The 13,784-nt window shown below is 60.5% G+C and carries 16 protein-coding genes; 7 read left to right on the forward strand and 9 right to left on the reverse strand.

Annotated elements, in window-relative coordinates:
• The first annotated feature begins 3 nt into the window (after positions 1-3).
• Positions 4-1,005 (forward strand): DUF2125 domain-containing protein, encoded by a 1,002-nt coding sequence (locus AM571_RS18790; protein ID WP_074062695.1) that lies wholly within the window; start codon positions 4-6, stop codon positions 1,003-1,005.
• A 3-nt stretch (positions 1,006-1,008) separates the two neighbouring features.
• Here the strand turns inward: AM571_RS18790 and AM571_RS18795 are convergent, their stop codons facing one another.
• The 3 genes from AM571_RS18795 to AM571_RS18805 all read right to left on the reverse strand — a co-directional run bounded on the left by AM571_RS18795 (position 1,009) and on the right by AM571_RS18805 (position 3,911).
• Entirely contained in the window at positions 1,009-1,941 is a 933-nt protein-coding gene (locus AM571_RS18795) for a prephenate/arogenate dehydrogenase family protein (protein WP_081377125.1), read from the reverse strand.
• Positions 1,938-3,047, reverse strand: a complete 1,110-nt coding sequence (gene hisC, locus AM571_RS18800) for a histidinol-phosphate transaminase (RefSeq protein ID WP_074063359.1) — start codon at positions 3,045-3,047, stop codon at positions 1,938-1,940. The genes AM571_RS18795 and hisC overlap by 4 nt, the downstream gene beginning before the upstream one ends.
• An 87-nt stretch (positions 3,048-3,134) precedes the next feature.
• Complete coding sequence (locus AM571_RS18805) at positions 3,135-3,911, reverse strand: class I SAM-dependent methyltransferase (protein WP_074062696.1); 777 nt, start codon at positions 3,909-3,911, stop codon at positions 3,135-3,137.
• Between the two features lie 53 nt (positions 3,912-3,964).
• On the opposite strand from AM571_RS18805, the gene gloB reads away from it, so the two are divergent.
• Both gloB and AM571_RS18815 read left to right on the forward strand, forming a co-directional pair.
• Positions 3,965-4,735, forward strand: a complete 771-nt coding sequence (gene gloB, locus AM571_RS18810; protein WP_074062697.1) for a hydroxyacylglutathione hydrolase — start codon at positions 3,965-3,967, stop codon at positions 4,733-4,735.
• Complete coding sequence (locus tag AM571_RS18815) at positions 4,735-5,157, forward strand: cupin domain-containing protein (RefSeq protein WP_074062698.1); 423 nt, start codon at positions 4,735-4,737, stop codon at positions 5,155-5,157. The genes gloB and AM571_RS18815 overlap by 1 nt, the downstream gene beginning before the upstream one ends.
• Before the next feature lie 3 nt (positions 5,158-5,160).
• Here AM571_RS18815 and AM571_RS18820 read toward each other — a convergent pair whose 3' ends face one another.
• Positions 5,161-6,054, reverse strand: coding sequence for a DMT family transporter (locus AM571_RS18820; protein ID WP_074062699.1), 894 nt, complete (start codon positions 6,052-6,054; stop codon positions 5,161-5,163).
• Positions 6,055-6,083: 29 nt separating this feature from the next.
• Complete coding sequence (locus AM571_RS18825) at positions 6,084-6,860, reverse strand: DUF3108 domain-containing protein (protein ID WP_074062700.1); 777 nt, start codon at positions 6,858-6,860, stop codon at positions 6,084-6,086.
• A 240-nt stretch (positions 6,861-7,100) separates the two neighbouring features.
• Between AM571_RS18825 and rpmB the strand changes: the two genes are divergently transcribed.
• Both rpmB and AM571_RS18835 read left to right on the forward strand, forming a co-directional pair.
• Positions 7,101-7,391 carry a 50S ribosomal protein L28 gene (gene rpmB / locus AM571_RS18830; protein ID WP_022718069.1) on the forward strand — a complete coding sequence of 97 codons (291 nt, stop codon included), beginning with the start codon at positions 7,101-7,103 and terminating at the stop codon, positions 7,389-7,391.
• Positions 7,392-7,503: 112 nt separating this feature from the next.
• The gene (locus AM571_RS18835) at positions 7,504-8,139 is read left to right on the forward strand and encodes a queuosine precursor transporter (protein WP_074062701.1); all 636 of its coding nucleotides are present in this window, start codon (positions 7,504-7,506) and stop codon (positions 8,137-8,139) included.
• A gap of 27 nt (positions 8,140-8,166) precedes the next feature.
• Here the strand turns inward: AM571_RS18835 and AM571_RS18840 are convergent, their stop codons facing one another.
• From AM571_RS18840 to AM571_RS18855, 4 genes are all read right to left on the reverse strand, one after another.
• Positions 8,167-9,159, reverse strand: a complete 993-nt coding sequence (locus tag AM571_RS18840; protein ID WP_074062702.1) for an esterase-like activity of phytase family protein — start codon at positions 9,157-9,159, stop codon at positions 8,167-8,169.
• 22 nt (positions 9,160-9,181) lie between these two features.
• Complete coding sequence (gene cobT, locus AM571_RS18845; protein ID WP_074062703.1) at positions 9,182-11,083, reverse strand: cobaltochelatase subunit CobT; 1,902 nt, start codon at positions 11,081-11,083, stop codon at positions 9,182-9,184.
• A gap of 12 nt (positions 11,084-11,095) precedes the next feature.
• Complete coding sequence (cobS, locus tag AM571_RS18850) at positions 11,096-12,088, reverse strand: cobaltochelatase subunit CobS (RefSeq protein WP_022718065.1); 993 nt, start codon at positions 12,086-12,088, stop codon at positions 11,096-11,098.
• 309 nt (positions 12,089-12,397) lie between these two features.
• Complete coding sequence (locus AM571_RS18855) at positions 12,398-13,012, reverse strand: J domain-containing protein (protein ID WP_074062704.1); 615 nt, start codon at positions 13,010-13,012, stop codon at positions 12,398-12,400.
• Positions 13,013-13,116: 104 nt separating this feature from the next.
• Here AM571_RS18855 and AM571_RS18860 point away from each other — a divergent pair, with 104 nt between their 5' ends.
• Both AM571_RS18860 and AM571_RS18865 read left to right on the forward strand, forming a co-directional pair.
• Positions 13,117-13,401, forward strand: a complete 285-nt coding sequence (locus tag AM571_RS18860; RefSeq protein ID WP_196776338.1) for a BolA family protein — start codon at positions 13,117-13,119, stop codon at positions 13,399-13,401.
• 57 nt (positions 13,402-13,458) lie between these two features.
• The gene (locus AM571_RS18865; RefSeq protein WP_074062706.1) at positions 13,459-13,782 is read left to right on the forward strand and encodes an antibiotic biosynthesis monooxygenase family protein; all 324 of its coding nucleotides are present in this window, start codon (positions 13,459-13,461) and stop codon (positions 13,780-13,782) included.
• Positions 13,783-13,784 lie beyond the last annotated feature (2 nt).

Genomic DNA, 13,784 nt, shown 5'->3' on the forward strand with positions numbered 1-13,784 from the left:
ATCATGGCAGCGTCAAGCCAATCCGGCAGCGGCAGAAAATTCTGGTTGCTCGGCTTGGGCATCGTTCTGGTTATCGCGATCTATACCGGCGGCTGGTTTTACGCAGCCGCCCACCTCAAGGAGACCGTGCTGAAGGTTATTGCGCCGCGCAGCACGGCCGGCGTCAGCGGTGAATGCGCCGATATCGACTTTCGCGGCTACCCGTTCCGCATTGGCCTTTATTGCTCGAAGGTGGGTGTGGACGACAACACGAACGGCGTCTCGGCTTCCTTTGGTGAACTTCGTTCCGCAGCGCAGGTTTACGCGCCGGGCCATATCGTCTGGGAACTCGATTCGCCGGCCGAAATCCGCACGGCAAACGGCCTTTCGATCTCGGCGCAGTGGGAAAACCTGCAATCCAGCCTGGTAACGAGGCTTAACGGCATCGACCGTACCTCCATGGTCATCGACGGACTGAAGGCAATCGCTGTGTCGTCCCATACCGGACAAACGGTCAATGTCGATGCAGGACGCACGGAAGTCCACCTCCGCCAGAATGCCGGCGATCTCGACGGTGCCTTCTCCCTGCGGGATGCAAATGCCCTGATCAAGGACTGGCCGCAGGTCTTCCCCAAATTCTCGGCGAGCGCAGATATCACCCTTGCGGGCAAAGGCGGAATGATCGACGGCAGCGATCCGCAGGGGCTTTATGGAGCAAGCGGAGAGCTGCGCAAGGCCGTGGCCGATATCGGCGACGGCAAGGTGATGACGTTGACAGGGCCCTTCTCCTTCGATGAGCAAGGCTTTCTGTCCGGCAAGTTCAAGCTGGAGATCGAGCAACTCGGCCCCTGGCGCGACAGCCTGAAACAGGCCCTCCCGGAAATCGCCAAGACCGTCGATACCGCCGCCAAGCTTCTGAAGGCGCTCGCAGTCGGCGGCGACAGGGTTTCGGTCGACCTCGTCGTTCAGCGCGGCAATGCCACCGTAAGCGGCTTCATCCCGCTCGGTACGATCCCACCGATCTGAGGCTCAGTTCGTCTTCGTATCCTGCGCATGTGGGCGACCGAAGTCTGGCGTGTCCACATCCTGGCCTGCCTGGACGATCGAGCGGCGGATCGCCCGAGTGCGGCTGAAGAGCTCGAAAAGCTTGTCGCCCTCGCCCCAGCGGATCGCCCGCTGCAGATAGGCAAGATCTTCCGAAAAGCGCGCCAGCATTTCGAGGATCGCATCCTTGTTGTGCAGGCAGACGTCACGCCACATCGTCGGATCGGAGGCTGCCAGGCGCGTAAAGTCGCGGAAGCCCGAGGCGGAGTACTTGATCACCTCCGATTCAGTCACGGTTTCCAGATCGTCGGCCGTGCCCACAATGTTGTAGGCAATGATGTGCGGCAGGTGCGAGACGATGGCGAGAACCTTGTCGTGGTGGTCGGCGTCCATCTCATCGACCTTGGAGCCAAGGCTTTCCCAGAATTTGCGAAGCTTTTTGAGCGCGCCCTCATCCGTACCCGCAATCGGCGTGAAGATGCACCAGCGGCCTTCGAAAAGGCCTGGGAAGCCGGCGTCGGGACCGGATTTTTCCGTACCGGCCAGCGGATGGCCGGGGATGAAGTGCACATGCGGCGGCATATGCGGTTGCATTTGCGCGATGACCGAAGCCTTGGTGGATCCGACGTCGGTGACGATCGCGCCCGCCTTCACGCTTCCTGCTATTTCCTTGGCAACACTTTCCGAGGCACCGACCGGCACGGACACGATAACGAGATCGGCATTCTTGGCGGCCTCGGCCGACGAAACCGTATAGCGGCTGCCGAGCTGCAGTTCCTCGGCACGCCTCAGCGTTTCGGCACTTCGCGTTGCAACGACGACTTCGTTGGCAAGCCCCAGCCGCTTGATGTCGTGGGCGATCGAGGAGCCGATCAGCCCGATGCCGATCAGCGCGATGCGATCAAACTGCGCTGTCATGCCGGGCGTCCCATGAATTCGCCAAGCGCTTCGATGACGCCGCGATTGGCTTCTTCGGGGCCGATGCTCATGCGCAGTGAATTGGGAAATCCGTAGCTGCGAACCGCCCGCAGGATATAGCCACGGCTCGTCAGAAAATCGTCGGCATCGGCAGCGCGCTTGCCGTCGACATCCGGAAAATGGATGAGCACGAAGTTGGTCACCGACGGCGTAACCTTTAGACCGATCGTTTCGAACGCTCCGGTAACCTTCTCGATCCACATCTGATTGAAGGAGGTCGCCTCTTGAACGAAGGCCTGATCGCGGATCGCCGCCGCACCGGCGGCAATCGCCGACGCATTCATGTTGAACGGGCCCCGCACGCGGTTCAGCGCATCGATGATCTCGGCAGGCGCATACATCCAGCCGACGCGCAGTGCGGCAAGCCCGTAGACCTTCGAGAATGTCCGGGTCATGACCACGTTCGCGTTCGAGGAGACGACTTCGATGCCTGATTCATAGTCGTTGCGCCGGACATATTCGGCATAGGCCGCATCGAGAACCAGCACGACATGCTTCGGCAGACCGGCCTGCAGGCGGCGGACTTCGCTGACCGGGATATAGGTACCGGTTGGATTGCCGGGATTGGCGATGAAGACGATCTTCGTCCTGTCTGTCACGGCGGAAAGGATAGCGTCGACATCGACGGTGTGATCCGTCTCCTTCACCACGATCGGCGTCGCGCCGGCGCCCATGATCTGGATCTTGTAGACGAGGAAGCCGTGCTCGGTGATGATGCCTTCGTCACCCGGGCTGAGATAGACGTGGCAGAGCAAGCCGAGCAGTTCGTCCGAGCCGTTTCCACACATGATGTTAGCCGGATTCAGGCCGTGAACAGCGGCGATCGCCTCGCGCAATTCGATCGCCTGCCCGTCCGGATAGCGCTCGAGATGGCCAGCGGCCTCACGAAAGGCTTCGATTGCCCTGGGGCTCGCGCCAAGCGGCGTTTCGTTGGATGAGAGCTTGTAGACGCGGGCGACGCCCGGTGCATGTTCCTTGCCCGGCACATAGGCTGCAATATCCAGGATACCGGGACGCGGAACAGGCTTGCTCATCTCAACGCTCATGGAATCGACCTTGAAAAAACGCCGGAAATTCCGGCCGGAATTGCCCTGTGGCAAATAAAGCGGAAAGCAGCCTTTGTCGAGTGAGACTTAACGGCTGCGTGTCGTCGGAACACCGTGCGGCGCAAGAACCGGCACGAAGACGCGGCGCGAAGCCCGTGCAGCTACCGGCAGGCCCTGATAGAGACGCTTCTGTGCCTCGACGATGATGACGCCCGAAAAGGCCGGCCAGAGCGTGCGGCCAATGCGTTCGAAGGCGCGACGAAGACTGAGAACCGTGCGAAGCTTCGATGGCGGGAAGAACAGCGCCTCGGCGCTCGCCCCGGGCGTGAAATTGGTCTCGCGAAGCAGATGCGTGAGTTGACCCCGTGAATAGGGGCGCCCGGAGCCGAAAGGCGTATGTTCCATGCGCGCCCAGACGCCGCGCCGGTTCGGCACCACGATGACGAGGCGCCCGCCGGGCGCAAGCACGCGCCAGAGCTCCTTCAAGGTTTCCCGCGGGCTCTCGGCAAATTCCAGCGAATGCACCATCAGCACACGATCGATGGACGAATCGGGAAGCGGAAGTTCTTCATCGAAGATCAGTGCGGTCGACGACAACGACCCCACCGGCCAGTTCACTGCGCCCTGCCCGGCGGGCATGAAGGCGAAGGTACGCTCGGTATCGGCGCTGAACCGGTCGAGAAAGGGGACGGCGTAGCCGACGCCGACGAGCCGTTCCTGCGGCAGGCGCACCCAAAGCGACGACAACGCCATGGCAATCGAGTGCTCGGCAAGGCGGCCGAGCTCGGAATGATAGAACTGGCGCAGATCGACAATATCCGTGTGCATCGCAATAAATGTTATCAGCCGGCGATTGGACTTCAAGGCCGGGGCCTCTACATTCCGGACATGTTCGTGGGAAAGGGGCCGCTTGGACAATGAAACCTCTGGAACTGGAAGTCTTTCTCTGCCGATCCGATAATTTCGGCGTTCTCGTGCATGATGCGGCGTCCGGGTTGACAGCCGCGATCGACGCGCCCGAAGAGGCGGCCGTGGCAGCGGCCGCCAAAAGGCGCGGCTGGAAGATTTCGCACATCTTCACCACGCATCACCACACCGACCACGTCGAAGGCAACCTGGCATTGAAGGAGCAATTCGGCTGCGAGATCATCGGTCCGGTCAACGAAGCCGTGGCAATTCCCGGCCTCGACAAGTCGATGGGCGATGGCGACAGCTTTCTATTCAGCGACCATGTGGTCAACGTCATCGAAACGCCGGGCCATACCGTCGGCCATATCTGTTACCATTTCGGAGACGACAAGCTGCTTTTTGCCGCCGATACGCTCTTTGCACTGGGCTGCGGCCGCCTATTGGAGCGCCCGGCCGCCGATATGTGGCATTCGCTGCAGAAGCTGGCCGCTCTGCCAGACGAGACGGCGATCTATTTCGGCCATGAATACACGCTTTCCAATGCTCGTTTCGCTCTGACGATCGATCCGGACAACGAGCGGCTGAAGACGCGCGCTGCGGAGATCGAGGCGCTGCGCGCCGAAGGCAGGTTCACGATCCCGACGACGCTTGGCCTGGAAAAGGAAACCAATCCCTTTCTTCGCGCTGCCGATCCCGCCATTCGCCGCAACCTCCTGATGGAAGGCAAGACGAACGAGGAAGTCTTTGCCGAGATCCGCAGGCGCAAGGACAATTTCTAATGTCTCCCGACGAGATTATCGAGGCGCTTTCGATGCAGCCGCATCCGGAAGGCGGCTGGTACGTGCAGACGTTTAGCGATGGCAATGGCGAGGAGCGCGGGCACTCGACGGCAATCTACTATCTGCTGAAAGCCGGCCAACGTTCGCACTGGCATCGCGTTCACGATGCTGCGGAGGTCTGGCATTATTACGCCGGTGCGCCCCTGGCACTCCACAGGTCCGCAGACGGCGAAAAAAGCGAAACCTTGATGCTCGGCATCGACCTGGAAAATGGTGAGCGTCCGCAAGCAATCATTCCGGCAAACTGGTGGCAATCGGCAGAAACGCTTGGCGAATACACGCTCGTCGGCTGTACGGTGGCACCCGGTTTCGAGTTCTCGAAATTCGAATTGGCACCGCCGGATTGGAAACCGGGCGGCTGAGACCTATTCGGCCGCCACAACCTGTTTTGCGACGCCTTTCCGGCGGAACATTTCCTGAGCCGCAAGCACTGCACCGCCGGTGACCAGCAGGCAGGCAAGCGCAATGCGCCAGCTCGGCTCGCCAAAGCCGAATATCGTCAGGACAAGCGTCGACAGCAACGGCGCCGCATAACTTGCCGCGCCGAGGATCTGAATGTCGCCGTTCTTGACGCCGTAATCCCAGGCATAGAACGCAGCGCCGACAGGGAAGAAGCCGAGGCCGGCAACGGCGATCCATTCAAAAGCCGTTTGCGGCCAAAGGGTTGTTTCCAATCCGAGATGGCAGAAGAACGACAGGATGGATGTCACAAGGCAAAAGCCGGTAACGACATCGGTCGAGACTGCATCGAAGCGCCGCGTCAGCAGCGAATAGCCGGACCAGGTGAAGGCGCAAAGGAAAGCCGCGCCGTAGCCGATCGCAAAGGCACCGTCGAAATCGATGCCGTTGCGGCCGACGATCAGGAAAGTGCCGCAGAGCCCGGCGAGCGCGCCTGCCACGTGATACCAGCGCAACCTCTCGCCCGGCAGCAACGCCGAGCCGACGACGATCAGCAGCGGCCAGAGATAGGCGATCAAGCCGGCCTCCACCGCCGGCGCGTTGCGAAGCGCGGTGAAATAGAGGAAGTGATAGCCGAAGAGGCCGGCAATGCCGGTGATCCACACCTTTGGCGGCTGCCTCAGCAGCGCCACCCGAGACGGGTTGAGGATCAGCACCGCAATGCCCGGAATGCTGCCGATCGCAAAGCAGATCGCCGACAGTTGGAACGGCGGCATCTTGCCGGATGCAGTGGTGAAGAGCGCCAGAAACGACCACATCAGGATGGCCGTGAACCCGATCAATGTCGCCCGAAGCTTCACCTGTCCCCCTTCACGGAGACCGTGCTCCGTCAGTTTGTACGGTATTTCACCGCGGTAATCGTCACCATTCCATATTGCGTCGGAATGCGAACATAGACCGGAGCATATACATTCGCCGCGTCCGCCTTTGCAAACCAGATTTCCATGTTGCCGCTTCTGCTCAGATAATCGATATCCTTGCGGCCTTTCCTGTAGCCAGACCGGGGCACGAAACGTACGCCGCAGACGGTTGCCGTGCCGGAAAACCCATCCGTCTTGAACTCCTTGGATCCCTTTGGCGAAAGCACAAGGTCCATGCGCATCTCGCCGTCATAGATCGGCAGGCGCTGCGAGCAGAGCTTGGTATCGGCCGGAAAGATCAATCCCGAGATGGGGTCAAGCACGGAGCGCATGTCGCCCGGCTTGACATCGACCCAGTTGCGGGGCTGGCGCCGTTCCGGCTTGACGGTAGTGGAGACGATATCGCCGTTTCTGTAGCGGACTTCGTATGTACGTGCGCGTTTGCCGCTCTTGTAATAAAGGTAGTAGCGCTGCGCTTGCAGTCGGTCGTTGCGCAGGACGCCGGTGACGTTGGTCTTCGCAGCAATGTTCGTCACAAGATCGGCAAGGCCCGCCGAACTGATATTGCCTGAAACCTGGTAGCGCTGACCATCGTCGATCTGGGTAACGAAGGCGGCGCGCGCAATCGGCAGGATTCCAAGAGCAACTTTATATTCCGTGCGATGACGGATCTCGCTTGCGACGGCCGGGATGGACATCAGCGCTGCAATCGACGATAGGAAAATCCGCTTGCCCAGATGTGTCATGAAGAGAGCCTTTTTCAAGGGCAGACAATGCCCTGCACTCGCGATCCATACTCCTACCGCAAAGAGAAGCAAACACGAGCTTTTTGACAGAATTGCGGGAAAGACCAAGGTTTGGCTTGACGCGGGCGGCCGGTCTGACTATAGAACCGCAACTTTCCAATTATGGCCTGTTGGATTGCAGACCCGCGTTTGCCGGGGCATCGCACTTCGATGGTCTAGAAAAACAAGAATAGGTGTTCAATGTCCCGCGTGTGCGAATTGACCGGCAAGGCCGTCCTGACTGGTAACAATGTCAGCCATGCCAACAACAAGACCAAGCGCCGGTTCCTGCCGAACCTGTGCCAGGTTACGCTGATCTCCGATGCTCTCGGCCAGCGCTACCGTCTGCGTGTTTCAGCTGCCGCCCTGCGCTCCGTCGAGCATCGCGGTGGCCTCGATGCCTTCCTGATCAAGGCAAGCGAAAACGAACTGTCGATGCGCGCTCGTCTGCTGCGCCGTCAGATCGTCAAGAAGACCGCCGAAGCCGCATAAGCTTCGACATCTTCTTCCATACGGCTTCAAAGGCTTGCACGGCTAATACCGGACAAGCCTTTTGCTTTGCCGGCCTGACACTCCAACTGGTGGCATCACCCAGGATAAAAAAATGCTGAAGAGCCGCTATACCCTCCTCTACATCGCTTTGATGACGTTCGTCGTCGTGGCTTCGAATTTCCTCGTCCAGTTTCCGGTGAACGCCGAGGTCGCGGGCATCAATCTCGCCGACATCCTGACCTGGGGTGCGTTCAGCTATCCGGTCGCTTTCCTGATCACCGATCTCACGAATCGCCAGTTTGGTCCCCAGGTGGCGCGCAAGGTCGTGTTCGCCGGCTTTGTCGTCGGCATCGGGCTTTCCTTTTTCACGTCAGTGCCGCGCATCGCGATCGCCTCCGGTTCCGCTTACCTCGCCGGCCAGCTGCTCGATATCGCCGTCTTCAATCGCCTTCGCCGCCAGACCTGGTGGCGTGCACCTCTCGTCGGCTCGCTGATCGGCTCGGCGCTCGACACCGCAATCTTCTTCTCCTTTGCCTTTGCCGCCTTCTTCGTCTTCCTCGGCCCGAACGATCCGTTTGCGCTTGAGCAGGCCCCGGTCCTCGGTGCATTTGCCGCTCAGGCGCCGCGCTGGATCTCCTGGGCGATCAGCGATTTCTCGGTGAAGATGATCATGGGCCTTGTCATGCTGCTGCCCTACGGCGCACTGATGAACGTGCTGCGGCCGATGCAGCCGGCCCGCGCAAGCTGATCGCCAGTGACGGCCTCCGGTGGGGCCTTACTCAGCGAGACGAAATTCCAGCATGAGGTTCCGCTCCAAAATCGAGTGGTTGTCATCCGAAACGATGATCACATGCGAGCTGCCATCCGGCGCCTGAAAAGTGTCGAGGCCCTCCATATTGTCGATCTGGTAACCGAAATCGGCTGTCAACAAGATGTCGCCATCGGCGACGGCGCCCGGCGTTATCTGTGCCGCCGGTATGCGCCGGATCCGCATGGCGATGCCGTTTGCGATGTTGAAACGACGCTCCAGAAGCAAGAGATCGCCATTTGGCAGAAAGGCGCCATCGGTCGGATCGAAATCACCGTTGCGCGTCACCGTAAAGCGGCCCTTGAGCGGCCCGGATAGGATTGCGCCGTAGTTGTTTCCCTTTCGATCCCGGCTCTCTTCGGAAATGATGACGGCAGCGCCCTTTAAGGCGCTCTCGGGCGGAGCAGCCGCCAGCGTCTCGAAGCCCCGGCCGCTTCGCAACGACCGTGCCGGCACGAGAATGGGGATCGAGCCGACCGATGGCGAGGTTTCAAACCCGGGATCGGGGTAGGCTTCGACGCGATGGTCTTGTTCGAAGGAAACCAGGACCTTGTCGCCCTCGAGGGCAAGACCCTCCGCATCCATGCGTCCCTTGCCCTCGAACGTGTCCCCGCTGCCGTTTTTCATAGGCGTGATTTCAACGCCGGACAAACCGGAGAGCCTTCCCTGCTGATCGCGTTCGATGCTGCCGGTCAGCCAGTGGCCTGTATCAAGCACACCAACGAAATGCTGCCGGTCGGGCGCGAAACGGATGGCCGACCATGATCCGAAAAGCCGGTTGCCGGACACCATTTCCAGCCCGCCAAGGAACTCCAGCGGACCGAACCTTGTCTCGCTGGAGCCAATCTTGAACGTCGAAATGACGCGGCTGCTGATATCCACGCTCTCGCGCGCAACGGCGATCGAATCATCCACAGCCAGACAAAGAAAAAGCAAGGCCGCGCTGGACAGACGGATCATCAAGCGCCGATTCCCTTCGGCATCAGCTTGCGCGTTTCAAACGGCCGCCACGCGACTGCGCTGCCTGATCTTCGAAGAGCGAAGCAAGTTGCTCGGTCATGGCACCTGCAAGCTCGTCGGCGTCGACGATGGTCACGGCGCGGCGGTAATAGCGCGTCACGTCGTGACCAATGCCGATCGCAAGCAGTTCGACCGGCGAACGGGTCTCGATCTGCTCGATCACGGCGCGCAGATGACGCTCGAGGTAGTTGCCGGGATTGACCGAAAGCGTGGAATCGTCGACCGGCGCACCGTCCGAGATCATCATCAGGATACGGCGCTGTTCGCGGCGAGCAAGAAGACGATTATGCGCCCAGATCAGCGCCTCGCCGTCGATATTTTCCTTCAGCAGTCCTTCGCGCATCATCAGGCCGAGATTGGTGCGCGCACGGCGCCACGGCGCGTCAGCGGACTTGTAGATGATGTGACGCAGGTCGTTGAGGCGGCCGGGCGTCTGCGGCTTGCCGCCGGCAAGCCAGCTCTCGCGCGCCTGCCCGCCCTTCCAGGCCTTGGTCGTGAAGCCAAGGATCTCGACCTTGACGCCGCAACGCTCCAGCGTGCGGGCAAGAATATCGGCACAGGTGGCTGCAACGGTGATCGGGCGCCCGCGCATGGAGCCGGAATTGTCGATCAGCAGCGTCACGACCGTGTCGCGGAACTGCGTATCCCGCTCCATCTTGAAGGAAAGCGGCTGCATCGGATCGATGATGATGCGCTGCAGGCGGGCGGTATCGAGATAGCCCTCTTCCAGATCGAAGTCCCAGGAGCGGTTCTGTTGGGCCATCAGGCGACGCTGCAATCGATTTGCGAGGCGGCCGACAGCCCCCTGGAGATGCGCGAGCTGCTTGTCGAGGAAGGCGCGCAGGCGCTCCAGCTCGGCAGCGTCGCAAAGTTCCTCGGCGGTAATGATCTCGTCGAACTCTTCGGTAAAGACGTGATAATCGACCTTCTCGTTGAAATCGGCAAACGGCATGTTTGGACGACGGGTTTCGCCCGGTGTTTCTGAATCGTCCTCGCCCTCTTCCATCATGTCGTCGTCGGAGATCTCGGCGCCTTCGGTCTCGCCATCTTCCATCTGCTCGTCGGCAACTTCGCTATCCTCGACCGGCGCGGCATCAGTGCCGGCGTCGTCATCGACCTCGTCCTGATCCGACTCGTCGCCATTCGGCTGGTCTTCCTGATCCTGCTCGTTGTCCTGATCGGGTTCGCTGTCGTCGTCGCCGTATTCTTCCGCCATTTCCATGGCCGAGAGCATGTGGCGGATCACCTTCGAGAAAGCCTGCTGGTCGTTGATGACGCCTGTAAGGTCATCGAGTTCGGAACCTGCCTTCTCCTCTATGAAGGAGCGCCAGAGGTCGAGAACCTTTCCCGCAGAGGCCGGCGGCTTCTGGCCGGTCAGCTTCTCACGCACCATCATGGCGACGGCCTCGCCGATCGGCGCGTCCTCCTGCCGCTCGATGCCGGTGAAATTCGCCTTGGAATACTTCTCCTCGGTCATCGACCGCAGGTTGGCAGCCACGCCCTCCATGCGCAGGGTGCCGATCGATTCGACGCGCGCCTGCTCGACGGCGTCGAAGATCGCACGGGCGTCCGAGCCCTGAGGCGCCATCGTCGCGTGCACTTTTTCATCGTGGCAGGCAAGGCGAAGCGCCATGGAGTCGCCAAGACCGCGCGTCACCGCCAGCTCATGCGCCGTTGGCCGCTTGGAAAGCTCGGGCAGGCGAATGCGCTCAGCCGTCATGCCGGGGCGCTCGTTGGCAAAGGTCACCTCGACCTCGCCGTCGCCGGCAATCGCGCGCACGCAGCCGGTTATCGCGCGCCGCAAGGGCTCGACGTCGACCGGGCCGTTTGGCCTTGCTTTCGAATTGTCACCACGTGATGCCATGATCGACGGGCCTTAAGCCTCCAGCACGATATTGGCCGCGCTCTCCTTGAGCTCGACACCAAAGGCGCGCTGATAGTGCTCGGCGACCAGCGGGCGCTCCAGCTCGTCGCACTTGTTGAGGAATGTGACGCGGAAGGCGAATGCGAGGTCGCCGAAAATATCGGCGTTTTCGGCCCAGGTGATGACCGTACGCGGGCTCATGACGGTCGACAGATCGCCGTTCATGAAGGAAGCGCGCGTCAGATCGGCGACGCGCACCATCTTGGAAACGGTATCGCGGCCGTTCTTGTCCTTCTGGAAGCTTTTCACCTTGGCGGTGACGATGTTCACTTCGTGGTCGTGCGGCAGGTAGTTCAAGGTGGTGACGATGGACCAGCGGTCCATCTGCGCCTGGTTGATCTGCTGCGTGCCATGATAGAGGCCGGTGGTATCGCCGAGGCCAATGGTGTTTGCCGTCGCAAACAGGCGGAAGGCCGGATGCGGACGGATGACTCGGCTCTGATCGAGCAGGGTCAGGCGGCCTGAAGATTCCAGCACGCGCTGGATGACGAACATGACGTCAGGGCGGCCGGCGTCATACTCATCGAAGACAAGCGCGACATTGTGCTGATAAGCCCAGGGAAGGATGCCGTCCTTGAATTCCGTGACCTGGAGGCCGTCCTTGACGACGATCGCGTCCTTGCCGACGAGATCGATACGACTGACATGGCTGTCGAGGTTGATGCGCACGCAGGGCCAATTGAGGCGGGCAGCGACCTGCTCGATGTGAGAGGACTTACCGGTGCCGTGGTAGCCGGAGATCATGACGCGGCGGTTGTGGGCAAAACCTGCAAGAATGGCGAGCGTCGTCTCGCGGTCGAAGAGATAGTCGTTATCAAGGTCCGGGACGTAGGCATCGCCCTTGCTGTAGGCTGGAACGCGGATATCGGAATCGATTCCGAAGACCTCCCTGACCGAAACGGTGGTGTCTGGAAGCTCGGAAATATCAAGGTCAATCTTGCTCATCATGTCTCCAAGGCGGGTGCTTCCACCCGGCCATACTATCTCAGGCCATTTCGCATCCATGACGCCGCAGCTTGTTCTGCGCCCGTTCAAGGTGGGAACGTCGGCGATACCTCTCCGGGACTGAAGCGAAACCTCGGCGGGAAATGACCGCTTGCGAGCATTCAGGAACAAAGTCCCGGACAAGAAACGCCGCGTCCGGAAGGTTGGCAAAGGCGGCGTTGGCAAAACGCACAGATGCATGCCGCGGTTGCCTGCGGCCTCAGCCGATTTGGACCATACCCGATTGAAGGCGGAGAGCAAGGACAGGAACTAACAAAAACCGTTCTGCTTCAACAATTGATAGGCCTGGATGACGGCACGGAAGCGCTCTTCGGATCCGCGGTCGCCGCCGTTGGCATCGGGATGATGCTTCTTGACCAGCTCCTTGTAGCGGGTCTTGATCTCGGCAGAGGTGGCGCTTGCCTGCAGCCCCATGGTGTCGAAGGCCTTGGCCTCCAGGCTCTTCAACTTGCGTTGCTCGGGAAAGCGCGGACCGCTGCCCTTGGCGCCACTGACGAAACCGAAGGGATCGCGCACACGGCTATAGGCGCCGGAGCGGATGTCGGAATGAAGTGGGCTGTCCTTCGCCGCCTTGTTGACGCCGACGGTCCAGGTCGGACGATGCCCGGTGATCGCCTCCTTCTGGTAGCGGGCGATTTCGCCGTCCGAGAGGCCGGAGAAATAATTGTAGCCCTTGTTGTACTCCTTGACGTGCTCAAAGCAGAAAAGAAAGAACTGCCCTTCGGCATTGCGGCCGACAGGAGCGCGATGCACGCCTTTTTTATCACAGCCGTCCCACTGGCAGGTCGGAGGAGCCTGCTCGGTTTCCTGCTCGCGTTTGCGGCGGGTGCGGATGCGATCGAAATATTTGGAATCGAGTCTCATGACGGCGCTAATTATGGGCCTGCCGCGAAGCGACGACAAGAATTGACAAACACGAATGTTGCTGGCTTGGTGGGAACCCCCTTTTTGCGAAGCAACCGGACGAAATCGTGACCCTCCAGACCCGCATCGAAAAAAAACTGACCGAAGCTTTTGCCCCCGAGCGCCTCAGCGTCATCAACGAAAGCCGCCTGCATGCCGGCCATCAGCCGGATTTCACCGGCACCGGTGAAACCCACATGCGCGTGCGCATCGTTTCAGCCAAGTTTGCAGGAATGACGAGGCTCGCCCGCCACCGCGCCGTCACCGAACTGCTGAAGCCGGAACTCGACGCAGGGCTGCATGCGCTCGCCGTGGAGCTCGCCGCCCCCGGCGAAGCAACCAGCTGGTAGCGGAACACGTCCCTCATATAGGCGTTTGCCCTCCTTTCATTCAAGGAGGAAATAGGCATGACGAAGCCGACGATTGCCCGCATCTGGCGCGGACGTACGCAAAGAGCCAAGGCTGACGAATACGAAGCCTACAACTACGAAGCGGGCATCAGGCCGCTGATCGAGAAAGCCCTTGGCGTCCAGACCTTTCGCGAAGACTGCGAAACGGAAAGCGAATTCGTGACGATCTCATATTGGGAGGACATTGAGGCGATGAGCACCTTTACCGGCACCGATCCGACGAAGATCCACCACCTCGAACGCGACAGCGAATTTTTGATCGAACTGCCGAAAGAAGTGCAGATCCTGCGTCTGCTCACCAGCCACGGAACGGTCGGATAAGG

This window comes from Rhizobium etli 8C-3, from assembly GCF_001908375.1.
GTDB lineage: Bacteria > Pseudomonadota > Alphaproteobacteria > Rhizobiales > Rhizobiaceae > Rhizobium > Rhizobium etli_B.

Excerpts from the sequence above, each read along its gene's own strand:
- hisC (WP_074063359.1), bottom strand. The coding sequence starts at position 3,047 with ATGAGCGTTGAGATGAGCAAGCCTGTTCCGCGTCCCGGTATCCTGGAT.
- AM571_RS18855 (WP_074062704.1), bottom strand. The coding sequence starts at position 13,012 with ATGAGACTCGATTCCAAATATTTCGATCGCATCCGCACCCGCCGCAAA.
- cobT (WP_074062703.1), bottom strand. The coding sequence starts at position 11,083 with ATGGCATCACGTGGTGACAATTCGAAAGCAAGGCCAAACGGCCCGGTC.
- gloB (WP_074062697.1), top strand. The coding sequence starts at position 3,965 with ATGAAACCTCTGGAACTGGAAGTCTTTCTCTGCCGATCCGATAATTTC.
- AM571_RS18835 (WP_074062701.1), top strand. The coding sequence starts at position 7,504 with ATGCTGAAGAGCCGCTATACCCTCCTCTACATCGCTTTGATGACGTTC.
- AM571_RS18840 (WP_074062702.1), bottom strand. The coding sequence starts at position 9,159 with ATGATCCGTCTGTCCAGCGCGGCCTTGCTTTTTCTTTGTCTGGCTGTG.
- AM571_RS18795 (WP_081377125.1), bottom strand. The coding sequence starts at position 1,941 with ATGACAGCGCAGTTTGATCGCATCGCGCTGATCGGCATCGGGCTGATC.
- cobS (WP_022718065.1), bottom strand. The coding sequence starts at position 12,088 with ATGAGCAAGATTGACCTTGATATTTCCGAGCTTCCAGACACCACCGTT.
- AM571_RS18815 (WP_074062698.1), top strand. The coding sequence starts at position 4,735 with ATGTCTCCCGACGAGATTATCGAGGCGCTTTCGATGCAGCCGCATCCG.
- AM571_RS18825 (WP_074062700.1), bottom strand. The coding sequence starts at position 6,860 with ATGACACATCTGGGCAAGCGGATTTTCCTATCGTCGATTGCAGCGCTG.
- rpmB (WP_022718069.1), top strand. The coding sequence starts at position 7,101 with ATGTCCCGCGTGTGCGAATTGACCGGCAAGGCCGTCCTGACTGGTAAC.
- AM571_RS18865 (WP_074062706.1), top strand. The coding sequence starts at position 13,459 with ATGACGAAGCCGACGATTGCCCGCATCTGGCGCGGACGTACGCAAAGA.
- AM571_RS18790 (WP_074062695.1), top strand. The coding sequence starts at position 4 with ATGGCAGCGTCAAGCCAATCCGGCAGCGGCAGAAAATTCTGGTTGCTC.